At 55.3% G+C, this 11692-nt stretch carries 9 protein-coding genes, 2 tRNA genes and 2 rRNA genes; 9 read left to right on the forward strand and 4 right to left on the reverse strand.

Annotated features, from left to right (window positions below; translation table 11 throughout):
• The first annotated feature begins 74 nt into the window (after nucleotides 1-74).
• Both rrf (QMQ05_RS02710) and rrf (QMQ05_RS02715) read left to right on the forward strand, forming a co-directional pair.
• A 5S ribosomal RNA gene (gene rrf, locus QMQ05_RS02710) occupies nucleotides 75-191 on the forward strand.
• Nucleotides 192-759: 568 nt separating this feature from the next.
• Nucleotides 760-876 (forward strand): 5S ribosomal RNA (gene rrf / locus QMQ05_RS02715).
• A gap of 113 nt (nucleotides 877-989) precedes the next feature.
• On the opposite strand, the gene QMQ05_RS02720 is transcribed toward rrf (QMQ05_RS02715), so the two are convergent.
• From QMQ05_RS02720 to QMQ05_RS02730, 3 genes are all read right to left on the reverse strand, one after another.
• Complete coding sequence (locus tag QMQ05_RS02720; RefSeq protein ID WP_345472805.1) at nucleotides 990-2057, reverse strand: ABC transporter ATP-binding protein; 1068 nt, start codon at nucleotides 2055-2057, stop codon at nucleotides 990-992.
• A gap of 65 nt (nucleotides 2058-2122) precedes the next feature.
• Nucleotides 2123-2902 carry a trehalose-phosphatase gene (gene otsB / locus QMQ05_RS02725; RefSeq protein ID WP_345472807.1) on the reverse strand — a complete coding sequence of 260 codons (780 nt, stop codon included), beginning with the start codon at nucleotides 2900-2902 and terminating at the stop codon, nucleotides 2123-2125.
• Nucleotides 2903-2938: 36 nt separating this feature from the next.
• Nucleotides 2939-4402, reverse strand: coding sequence for an alpha,alpha-trehalose-phosphate synthase (UDP-forming) (locus QMQ05_RS02730; protein ID WP_345472809.1), 1464 nt, complete (start codon nucleotides 4400-4402; stop codon nucleotides 2939-2941).
• A gap of 404 nt (nucleotides 4403-4806) precedes the next feature.
• Here QMQ05_RS02730 and QMQ05_RS02735 point away from each other — a divergent pair, with 404 nt between their 5' ends.
• The 6 genes from QMQ05_RS02735 (at nucleotide 4807) to QMQ05_RS02760 (ending at nucleotide 10572) form a co-directional block, all read left to right on the forward strand.
• Complete coding sequence (locus tag QMQ05_RS02735; protein WP_345472811.1) at nucleotides 4807-5673, forward strand: DsbA family protein; 867 nt, start codon at nucleotides 4807-4809, stop codon at nucleotides 5671-5673.
• A gap of 171 nt (nucleotides 5674-5844) precedes the next feature.
• Nucleotides 5845-5921 (forward strand) — tRNA-Thr (locus tag QMQ05_RS02740).
• Between the two features lie 226 nt (nucleotides 5922-6147).
• Nucleotides 6148-6699, forward strand: a complete 552-nt coding sequence (locus tag QMQ05_RS02745; protein ID WP_345472813.1) for a hypothetical protein — start codon at nucleotides 6148-6150, stop codon at nucleotides 6697-6699.
• A 237-nt stretch (nucleotides 6700-6936) separates the two neighbouring features.
• Complete coding sequence (locus QMQ05_RS02750) at nucleotides 6937-7887, forward strand: DUF808 domain-containing protein (RefSeq protein ID WP_345472815.1); 951 nt, start codon at nucleotides 6937-6939, stop codon at nucleotides 7885-7887.
• 106 nt (nucleotides 7888-7993) lie between these two features.
• A complete protein-coding gene (locus QMQ05_RS02755) occupies nucleotides 7994-9643 on the forward strand; it encodes an HsdM family class I SAM-dependent methyltransferase (RefSeq protein ID WP_345472817.1) in 1650 nt (549 codons plus the stop codon).
• Nucleotides 9644-9645: 2 nt separating this feature from the next.
• On the forward strand, nucleotides 9646-10572 hold the full coding sequence (locus tag QMQ05_RS02760; RefSeq protein WP_334122790.1) for a hypothetical protein: 927 nt from the start codon (nucleotides 9646-9648) through the stop codon (nucleotides 10570-10572).
• A 3-nt stretch (nucleotides 10573-10575) separates the two neighbouring features.
• On the opposite strand, the gene QMQ05_RS02765 is transcribed toward QMQ05_RS02760, so the two are convergent.
• Complete coding sequence (locus tag QMQ05_RS02765) at nucleotides 10576-11193, reverse strand: GNAT family N-acetyltransferase (RefSeq protein ID WP_345472820.1); 618 nt, start codon at nucleotides 11191-11193, stop codon at nucleotides 10576-10578.
• 412 nt (nucleotides 11194-11605) lie between these two features.
• Between QMQ05_RS02765 and QMQ05_RS02770 the strand changes: the two genes are divergently transcribed.
• A tRNA-Val gene (locus QMQ05_RS02770) sits at nucleotides 11606-11679 on the forward strand.
• The last annotated feature ends 13 nt before the right edge of the window (nucleotides 11680-11692 follow it).

The following is an 11692-nucleotide window of genomic DNA, read 5'->3' on the forward strand; positions in this document are numbered from 1 at the left end:
ACCATAAAAACATGAGATAAGTTTTAACACCGGAAACATGACCAAGAGTAATGGTTTGTGTGCTTCGTGATTGTTACGGCGGTCATAGCGTGGGGGAAACGCCCGGTCCCATACCGAACCCGGAAGCTAAGGCCCATTGCGCCGATGGTACTGCACTCGTGAGGGTGTGGGAGAGTAGGTCACCGCCGGACTTAACCTAAAGAATATGGTTTGAGGCCCTGGACACTATGGTGTTCAGGGCCTCACCTGTTTAAGCCGTCCGCGCACCCACGGCGTTGATTCGTTCGTCATCTCTTGATGACAGTTTTTGGAACCGCTGGCTGGCACTTTGCCCAGGGCTGCCAAATTAAATCGTATGGGGCCGGCTGTACGGGAGAGGCCGCGCGTCTAGCTAGTGTCGCCTTCGACAGCTTCGACAGCTTCGACTGCTGCGACTCCGTCGAATAGTTCACCGCTGCACTTGCCTCATAGGCTTACACAAGGCGATGTATGGCGTATGGAGAGCTCAGCAGGCCAACACTTGATCCATGCACGGCAGGACGCGCTTCAGCGCCTGCGCCGGCGAACTCTAATGCAGCGCTCAATTTGCCTTTGGACCTCAGTTATTCGGCGACTGCTTATCTTCAAATATGGCGAAGGACACCCTTTAGTCGGGCATCCTGGATTGGCACGTATCCGTTGGGACTGATAGACTTATTGAGTTATCGCAATTGCGAATGACATCGTAGATTTCCCATGGTTAGCCATGAGGTATAGAGTTACGGCGATCATAGCGTGGGGGAAACGCCCGGTCCCATACCGAACCCGGAAGCTAAGACCCACAGCGCCGATGGTACTGCACTCGGGAGGGTGTGGGAGAGTAGGTCATCGCCGGGCATAATTTGCCGAAGGCCCTAAACGAGAGTTCAGGGCCTTCGATGTTTAACTACTGCTAAAGCAAAAAGCTCGGAGACCGAGAATCGCTTCTTGGTCTCCGAGCTTCACGGGCTTTACGCGTCGTTGAGACGCAGACCGCTTTCTGTATCAAACAGGTGAACGTGCTGTAGGTGAGGCGCGATGTTCAGCTTCTGGCCCCGTGCCGGTGGTGTACGGCCATCAACGCGAACCACAATGACCTGCGTTTCTCCACCGAGCTCAGCAGAGCCGTAGATGTAGGCGTCCGCACCCAGCTCTTCGACAACGTCAACGATGATCTCTGCGCCTTCGCCAGCACCCACAATGTCGATGTCCTCAGGGCGGAATCCTAGCGTGGTGCCACCCTGTGAACCTGGGGCCTGAATCAGAGTAGACCCAAAGGCCACCTGCTCATTAGACGATTGCAACTTGACCAAGTTCATGGCGGGGGAGCCGATGAAACCAGCAACAAAGACATTGCGTGGGCGGTCATAGAGTTCACGAGGAGTGCCAACTTGCTGCAACTCGCCATCCTTGAGCACGGCAACTCGATCGCCCATGGTCAATGCTTCAACCTGGTCGTGCGTCACGTAGACAGTGGTGACGCCGAGGCGTCGGGTCAAGGAAGCGATCTGAGTACGCGTCTGTACACGTAGTTTCGCGTCCAGATTGGACAGCGGCTCATCCATCAGGAAGACCTGAGGCGAACGCACAATTGCACGTCCCATCGCCACACGCTGACGCTGACCACCGGAAAGCGCCTTTGGCTTACGGTTCAGATACTGTTCCAGATCAAGCAGCTTGGCGGCTTCCTGGACGCGACGGTTTCGTTCTTCCTTGTCTACGCCGGCGATCTTCAACGCGAAGCCCATGTTCTCGGCCACGGTCATGTGTGGGTACAGAGCGTAGTTCTGGAAGACCATCGCGATATCGCGATCCTTGGGCGGAACGTTGGTAACGTCCTTATCGCCAATGAGGATTCGGCCGGAGTTGACTTCTTCCAAACCTGCGAGCATGCGCAAGGTGGTGGACTTGCCACAACCGGAGGGCCCAACAAGTACGAGGAATTCTCCGTCTTGAATTTCCAGATCAATTGCATCCACTGAGGGCACAAGAGCGCCTGGATAGATGCGGGTAGCCTTATCAAAGGTCACAGTTGCCATGACGACAATCCTTTCACGGGCAGGTACGTGCCCGACGATCCATAGTGAAAGTGAAATAGGACACTTTAGTCTCGCATGGAAATCAGATTTTGCAAAAGCACTGGCAAGTCTTGCGGAGAAGCGATATAGTGACTCGCCGCAGTCGGTCCGCTACCTACTTTCACTCCAAGATCCACGGGCTTCAAGACCTTAAACCCGTTTTCATCGGTGACGTCATCTCCGACAAAAAGCACAGCATCAACGTGTAGCAAATTCCGAAGCCAGGTGAGGCTTTCGCCCTTATCACCGTGATGCACGGACGCTTCAAGAACTGCCTTGCCTTCAAGAAGTTTGGCCCCTGTAAGGCCAGCCAGAGAGTTCTTGGCATCGCTTAGAGCAGCGTCTGCTTCCTGCGGTGCTGCCTGGCGTACGTGGAGAACTGTTGCTGATGGCTTGTACTCCAAGGAAACGTTCTCGTAGGAGTCAGCCACTTTGGTTAGTTCCTGGGTGATCCGTTCCAGGGAGTCCCGTTGTTCATCGTTCAACGGTTTATCGGTCCATTGCTCTTGGTAGGCCCGAGGAACTTTTCGTTCGGCGCCGTGGGAACCGATACAAAATTCAGGCATAGCATGCGGGTAAACCTGGGCCAGTGAAGCTAGATTGCGCCCGGAAATCAGTGCGGTAAAAACGCCGGGTAGCTCTCCTAACTTTTCGAGAAGCTCAGCCGATTCAGGAAGTGGCCGGGCATCTTCGGGGCGATCAACCAGAGGGGACATCGTCCCATCAAAGTCCAAAGCGACAAGAATCTTCTGTTGAGCCGCAAAGCTGCTCAGGGCCTCTTGCAATTGTGGGTCAAGCTCAGACAAGGTCGTATCCCTTTGTGTGTGGGTGGGAAGGAGGGCCTAGCGAATGGTGGCTTCTGCTGAGGACGCGGCGCTGATCTCGGCAAGTTCCGCGAGGAAAACATCCGACCAACGGGCGACCGTATTAATTTTCAAGTGCCGGTTCATTCGACGCATGCGTTTTTCCTGATCAGGTTCGGCCATATTCACGGCTTGAATGATCTTGTCTTTCATTCCGTCGATATCATGCGGGTTGACCAGTACGGCCTGGGTGAGTTGATCGGCGGCGCCGGTATATTCGGAGAGCACCAGCACGCCACGTCCGTCCTGGTGGGCGGCAACGTATTCCTTGGCGACCAAATTCATGCCATCACGCAGGGCTGTTACCAACAAGACATCGGCTGCCAGATATAGTGCGATCATTTCGCGCAACGGATAGGACTGGTGCAGGTAGCGCAACGTGGTATGACTCAGAGTGTCATGCTGGCCGGTAATTTGTCCGACCATCAGTTCCACTTGGTCACGCAGTTCCATGTAGGTGTCGACGTTTTCACGGCTTGGGCTTGCTACCTGAATCAGGCAGACGTCTCCTGCGCGCAATTGCCCGTCGGCGAGTAATTCTCCGTAGGCCTTGAGCCGGTGACGGATGCCCTTGGTGTAGTCCAGGCGGTCCACGCCAAGGATCACGGTCTTAGGGTTGCCCAGCTCATTACGGATCTGTGCCGCCCGGGCAATGATCTGTGGGTCACGCGATAGCTTAGCGATCTGCTCGGTGTCGATCGAGATCGGATGAGCTTTGGCTCGGCAGAGGTTTTGCATCTGGTTCTCGGCCGAGGGAGTAGCTACATCGCCCTTGGTGGAGTAATCCGTAAAGCGGCGTAGGCAGCGTAGGAAGTTGGACGCGTCGGTTTCTCGTTGGAAACCGACAAGATCGGCGCCGGCAAGGCCCTGTAAGATTTGCGTCCGCCACGGCAGCTGAGAGAAAAGGCTGGCTGCTGGGAAGGGGATGTGCAGGAAGAAGCCAATTTTTAGATCGGGACGTGCCAGACGGATCATCTGTGGCACGAGCTGTAATTGATAATCGTGAACCCATACGGTGGCATTCGGGGCGGCAATTTTTAGGACTGCATCCGCAAAGCGTTGGTTGATCTTCTTGTAGCGGTCCCACCACGTACGGTGGTACTCCGGTGGCACGATCACATCGTGATACAAAGGCCACAGGGTGGAGTTTGAGAAGCCCTCGTAGTACAACTCCAGATCGGTTTCATTCAGTGGAACTGGCACCAAGTGGATGTCATCTTTATCGAAGCTTTCCAGCTCCTCGTCGATGCCTCCGTGCCAGCCAACCCAAGCACCTTCTGATGCTGCCATGATCGGAGCGAGCGCGGTCACCAGGCCTCCGGGGGAACGCCTAAAGCCTTGGGAGCCGTCAGGGTTCGTAATCCGGTCGACAGGCAGTCTGTTTGCTACGACCACAAAATCGTAGGACTGCTCGGTGTCTTGACTTGGTGCTGGGGTACCCACTTTAAACCTCCTGGTTTGATCAAGCTATGCACCGGCGGGGTGCTGAATCGTCGGTTCTGAGTGAATGGCTTGGTATTTGATTTTTGGCTGGCTCATTGGGCCAGTAGTCGAAGCGTGATCTCTCTCTTATTGAAATCATACTGAATTTTTCATCTTTCATTGTGAGGCATTGCACTCTAGGTCATGCTTCCGAGGTTCCGGTCGAGGTTGCAAGGCCCCTTCGCCTGATGACTTGGTTGAATGCTCAACTAGATGCTGTCGGTGCCCTTTGGGCGCTGTATGTGCAAGATATGTGACTCCTGTGAAGCGGGGTGAATCTGGGGTATTCAGGGATATTTGCGCGAAGAATTGGCTAAGCTGGAGCCAGATGACCGTTCTCCGCTGACTGAGGAACCCCCAAATTTATGTCTACGAATAACCCGCGCCCAACGAAGGCGCAGCGCAACGCGAGCGCCCGCGAAAAGGCTGCTCAGCTTCGGGCAAGTCAAGAAGCCGCTCAGAAACGTAAGTCACTGATGGTGAAAATCGGCGTTCTCGTCGCTGTCGTAGTTGTTATTGCACTGGTCGTGACCCTGATCGTTCGCAATAACGCAACGAAGATCTCAGACACTGGTGCCACTCCTCAGGGCGCAACTGCCGCCGGTGGCATTCTGGTGACTTCCCCTGACTCGGTCGGGACGAAAACCGTTGACAGTGTGGATGTAACGAGCCTAACCGCTCCAACCGAACAGTTGGATGCTGCTAAGCCACGTGACCTGATCGTTGCCGATAAGGGCGACCCGATCAACATCACCATGTACGTGGATGCTAACTGTGTGCACTGTGCAGACTTCGAAGCCACCTACGGCGATCAGATCGATAATTGGCTGGCCAGCGGCGACGTGACCGTTGAATACCGCAACGTTGGCTACCTTGATGGTGGTTCGGCAACTAACTACTCATCGCGTGGCGCTAATGCTCTGGCTTGCGTGGCCGACGTCAGCCCAACTGCGTACATGAAGTTCGTGAAGGCTCTGTGGGGTCACTACCCAGAGGGCGAAATGAAGAATGCTGAACTCGCGCAGATGGCCATCGACAACGGTGCTGACGCATCGGTGAAAGACTGCATCACCAGTGATAAGTTCCGCCCATTCGTTCAGTACGCGACCACTGCTGGTCAGTACGACGGAGTGAAGGGAACCCCTTCAATCTTCATCCAGGGCAAGGAACTTGCTCTGGGCACCGATGACTTCCCAACCAAGGTTGAAGAAGCGATCAAGGCTAATAAGTAATTCCAGAAGTAGCTCTGGACAACTTGGGGCGATCAGGTAGTATTCCATATTGATCTCGCACCAAGATAAAGGGGAAGAAAGCCATCCGTGGTTTTCTTCCCCTTTGGTATTTCCCGCTGTGCCCTGTCGATTCGCAGACTAGTGGGGTTTTCCGATATTCTTATTCGGTACGCCCCCTTAGCTCAGCTGGCCAGAGCGTCTGTCTTGTAAACTGAAGGTCACCGGTTCGAATCCGGTAGGGGGCTCCACTAAATCCTCGGAGGACACGCATTTACCCGCGTGATTCCGGGGATTTTTTCGTGCCCAACCGCAATGCCAAAGGTACGGGTAATGGGCCCAAAAGAGCCTACCCCCCTTTTGGCTTTTAGCCCCTTATTTTCGGGAAGCATCTTAAGATTGAAGAGCCCAAAATGAGTGGAAACTGTGCAGTCATCGGGATGGATCGGCGCAGAATCCCGGTAGCATTAAGTTCAAATGATGATACGCAAGATCTATTCAGGCTGCCTTGCTGCAACAGCTATCTGCACTCTTTCCGCTTGTGGTGGGGTCCAAGCCACTCAGACGGGCGCACTGGACCTAGGCGTTCCTGAAGGCGACGTTGAAAACACTTGGTGCGGAGTATTCCACGAGCAAAATTTTGTCGGGGATGTAGCAGCTAACACTTCAGATGCTCCGCTATGGATCGCAGACGTGCAGGCTGTAGAGGCTAAAGGTTGGGAATCAAAGCGGTCTATGGCAGCACCGCTACCTGAAGGTGAGGCTAGCTTGATGGCGTGGACTAATGAGAGCCTCACAGAGGCAGACTTCAACGAATCCGCGAAGAGGCTAACACCATTAGATGCCCCCATTGAAGTCCCTGCCGGTGAAAATGTGCAGTTGGGGCTCGAAGGTGCTGTAAAGAATGATGCTGAGAATGCTGAAGTTTCGCAGCTTCGGGTTATCTATAAGACAGATTTGAAATCATCAAAAAGCTTCTCAGTTGTCGGAAATATCCGCTATGAGTGGAGAGCTCAAAGCTGCGAGTGAACGTTGTTTGACGAGAGTTACTTGAGCTATCACGTGGTCGAAAACAACAGAGCCCCCTAGCCAACGACCGTAAGAATCCACACGGTATCCGGCTTTTACCCCTCACCATCACGGCGCAGAAGTCGTGCCTTTCGAACAGGATAAACACGACCCCCGGTAGAATTTCTTAGGACACCATCATCTTTGAGCCAGAGGCAGAAAAGGCCCGACGTTCATCACCAATTTGAGGAGCTGACCATGGCCGGAGGCCTTGTAGCACTTTTGGACGACGTAGCCGCCCTGGTGAAAGTCACTGCGGCGTCCCTCGACGATGTCGCCATGGGTGCGGCTAAAGCGAGTACGAAAGCGATGGGCGTAGTGGTTGACGATGCTGCGGTCACGCCACAGTACGTTGAGGGGATCTCGCCCAAGCGCGAACTTCCGATCATTTGGAAAATTGCGTTGGGGTCCATCCGCAATAAATTGATCTTCATCCTCCCCGTCGCCCTACTGCTCTCTTACTTTGCCCCGTGGGCGTTGACCCCGATCCTGATGCTCGGCGGCGCGTACCTGGTTTTTGAAGGCGCGGAAAAACTGCTCGAAGCTTTTGGCTGGATCAAGCACCACGGATCCGGGGAAGAAGGCAAAGAGCGTGATGAAAAGTCCATCATCAACTCTGCGGTACGCACCGACCTGGTGCTCTCTGCAGAAATCTTGGTGATCTCACTCAACGAGGTCGCGCACGAACCAATCATTACCCGAGCCCTGATCCTCATTGTTGTGGCCCTACTGATGACCGTGGTGGTCTACGGCGCGGTGGCGCTGATCGTGAAAATGGACGATATTGGCCTGCACATGGCCACCAAACCGCGCAAGCTCTCGCAGAAAGTTGGGCGAGGCCTGGTCAAAGCCATGCCGATCGTGATGTCGGTACTCAGCAAGGTTGGCGTTGTGGCCATGCTGTGGGTCGGTGGACACCTACTGCTGGTGGGCATGGATGAGCTGGGCTGGCACGCGCCGTACGGTTTTGTGCACCACGTCGAAGAGCTGGTAGCACACGCCACCGGTTCAGCCGGCGCAGTCCTGGGCTGGTGCGTGAATACCGCTTTTTCCTGTGTCGCAGGATTTATCATGGGCGCGATCATTACGGTGATTGTGGTGGGGATCCAGAAGCTCCGTCACAAGGGCAAAGCTAAACCCACCCACTAGGGACCTAAAGTTCTAGCGGCGAGCCGAGTACAATGGATAAGTTGCCGCCCAGGCTCGGTCATTTGCGTCCAGCCAAACTGTCTGGCCGCCATGGAAAGATCGATGCGTGTTGAGTAAAGAACAAAAAGAGCAGGCCAGTGCCCGCCATGCGCGGGGCGCCTATTTCACCCCGGAACCGGTAGCAACCTTCATGGCGCAATGGGCCCTAGAAGGCCAGCCGGCTAGGGTTCTGGAGCCCTCCTGTGGTGATGCTCAATTTCTTGAAGCAGTGCATCGTGAACTGGGGGAGCGCCAAGGGCAGGTGCATTTACATGGTTATGAATTACACGCACCTACGGTAGCTCAGGCCCATGACCGCTTGAGCAGCCAGGGAATCAACGCGCAGATAAACCAGGCCAACTTTTTTGATATCGCCGGCAACGCCGACATGGATGTGGTGATCGGTAACCCTCCCTATGTGCGTTATCAACTTCATCGCGGGGCTGACCGTCAACGTTCGCGCCTGGCAGCAAAAAATGCCGGGGTGGAACTGAACGAACTAGCCAGCATTTGGGCCGCCTTCGTGGTTCATGCCACCAGCTTCCTAGCCAACGGTGGCCGGATGGCTTTGGTGCTGCCTGCCGAGCTGATGTTCGTTAACTACGCCGGGGTAGTACGAGCCATGCTGCTCGAACGCTTTGCCACAGTTCACCTGGCAGTCTTTGAAGAGCGCCTGTTTGCCGATGCTCAAGAAGAAGTCGTGTTATTGCTGGCCGAGGGCTATGGCCAGGGCCCGAGCGACCATTTCAGATTGCATCAGTTCCGCAATGCCCACGACCTTGCACAGCTGGGATCGGGCACCCGCCACGTCCCACAACGCGCTGCGGACCGTTGGACCGGCTCGCTGGTCGGGCTGGAAGCCCAAGGGATCCTGGCTTCAGCCACTGCGCAGGGCCAGTTCGCGACGCTCAATTCTTGGGGCGAAACCTCACTGGGTGCGGTCACCGGAAATAACAAGTGGTTCACGCTCAACGCCGACAAGGTTCAGGAGCTGGGGCTGGAGGAAACGGAAGTCATTCGTATTTCACCTCCGGGCTCTCGACACCTGCGGGGGCTGGAACTTGATTCGCATGGGTGGGAGCACCTGCGCGATCAGGGCGCAGCAACCTACCTGTTCAGGCCCGCCGGTGCACCAAGCCCGGCAGGAGAGCATCTGGTGGCCAGCGGCGAATTGGCCAATGTTGACCAAGCCTATAAGTGTCGGGTGCGCTCGCCGTGGTGGCGAGTCCCGATATTGTCGGTGCCGGATCTGTTCATGACCTATATGAATGCCGATACCCCACGGCTGACCTCTAACGAGGCGGGGGTACACCATATCAACTCCATCCACGGTGTGTACTTGGGTGCAGATGTGCGCGAATTGGGCAGGGAACTGCTGCCGTTGGCGTCGTTGAATACTTTGACCATGTTGGGTGCCGAGATGGTCGGGCGTTCCTATGGTGGGGGAATTTTGAAGGTTGAACCCCGCGAAGCCGATGCGCTTCCGGTACCGTCCATTGCGATGGTGCAGCACTATGCAACACCATTGCGCGCCATCAAGTCTGAGGTACGCGCACTATTGGTTGCCGGGGCAAAACAAGAGGCGACCGAAATGGTCGACGAGATCGTCCTAGAGCAAATGCTCTCATTGGATAAGGCAGCGGTAGCGACCATCCGGGCGGCACGGACGAACATGCTGGAACGACGAGCGGCGAGAAGTAAAGCGGTGAAGGGATAAACGTGGCTAATCCTGTGGTTGAGAAGACCCTGGCATTTGCGGAATTTGATACCACTTTGATGTCGGCGGCCAAAGACTCACCGTGGCTGAATAACGGTGCGGTCACCGAGGAATTCAACCCGTCCTATCAGGTCTTGGAGCAGCTGCTGAGCATCCCGGTGCGCAACAAGGCGGTTACCCGCTCCGGACGTTTTGCCCAGGGCGTTGACGCTTGGTTAGCCCACGAATTGCGTCGTGCCGGTTTTGATGCGGATCTGGTCTGGCCACGACCGGAGGCCCCAAGGGTGCTTTCCAGCGATATCTTGGACCTCTTACGTAGACTGCCAGAACGCCTCGCCGACGAGGTTCATGAATCAATCATGTCCGGCAAAGCCGGGAGCACCGATGCCAGGATCCTGGGTCGGGCCTATATGAAACAGACCGATGTGGTGATGACCCACTGGTCAACCGGTCCAGAATTATTGCTGAGCACCAAAGCCATGACCTCATCCTTCGGCAAGAACCTGGCCAACCGTTATGAGGAAGCCTACGGTGACGCAGCGAATCTTCGGGCACGTTATCCGCTGGCAGCAGTCGGGTTCTTCTTCGTGCAGCGGGCCACCATCCTTGAAACTGAGCCGGCCGCCTTCCGCCGTACCGTAGACATGATCCGCAAGCTGCGGGACTTTGGCGATGGCTTTGGGTATACCGCGACCGGGCTGTTGCTGGTTGACTGGGATGATGACTCGGATGATCCGCAAGTGCGTTGTGTGCACCCGCCGGTACCCGAAGATATTGCCACCGCACAGTTCCTGAATGCAATGGTTGATGCCGTTCTCAAAGTCACGCCGATCGACCTACATGAAGCAGCTCGCGCTCGCCGAGCCGGTGAAGTGGCCCCGCTGCCCGGCCACGAATGGGTGGACGAGCAACAGGACTCTCTCTTCTAGGGATTAGATCACCGGGATCGCCGGCGACTGATCACCGAAAGGCAAAGTAACAGCCAGTGATGGTTGCAAAGTTGGAGCCAGCTCGTACGCAGGTGTAGGAGCTGCGGTGACCGGGGTGATGATTTCCCCACAGTGTTGGGCGGCCTGTGGCAAGTTCGCCACCCAATCTTTTGCAGCCTGAGTGGCACGGTAAATGAACTTCAGCTGCCCATCACGTTCAAAGCTACGCTCGCGTTCCCACAAGTCGGAGCGTTCGTAGAAGGCCCACGAGGCGGGGTTTTGTGCGTCAATGACAATGATCGGTGTTTTGCCCGAGCGCACCGCATGCTCCAGGCGCAGGGAGGTCACATGTTGGCGGATTCCTAACCGGCGATATTCAGGACGTACCGCCATGGAACCGAGCTCCACTGCGTTCATGGAATCGGTGGGTGCCACGATCGAGTCGTGAACCAAACCAGCAGCCACCAGCGTGCCACGATCACGGACCGTGACCAACAGGCTCAGACGATCCAATTTCTGGTGCCAACGCTGGTCGATGACTGGGTAGAGCTGTGCCAATTCTTCGCGCTGCTCTGGTAGAACGCAGAGGGATGACAAAGAAAAGTTGAGATTTTCAAACACTGGGTACGGTCCTAGAGAAAAAGAACGAACGAAAAATGAGGCTTTGCACCACAGGTCATCACCTGCGGTGCGGTTTCGTTGGCCTTGAGGGGACCGATGCCGGTGGCTTCCGGCAACTTCCTTGTAGGGTCCAGTTTGAGCTCGATGAGCTAGAAAAATTATGGAGTCTGAAGTCCCGTTTTGACAAGTGGAAACAGGTACTTTTGAGTGAATCAAAGATAAACTATTTGGCGCGGTTTTTCAGGGCTAATCATGTGGCAAATACTGTTGCTGAGAGGTTGCCGTGAATGTTGGTTTAAGCGCGTCGCTCAGTCGATGTTTTGCCACGAGGAGCGGCTGACCGATTTGGTGCAAGAGATATCACCGGCTAAGATCGTTTAGGTGCTTGACCCTGTGGTCAAAGCCGAAGTTTGGATCTTTAGCTCAGTTGGTTAGAGCGTTCGCCTCACACGCGAAAGGTCGCTGGTTCGAGTCCAGTAAGATCCACAAAAAATGCCAC

This window comes from Glutamicibacter sp. B1 (genome assembly GCF_039602135.1).
Taxonomy (GTDB): Bacteria; Actinomycetota; Actinomycetes; order Actinomycetales; family Micrococcaceae; genus Glutamicibacter; species Glutamicibacter ectropisis.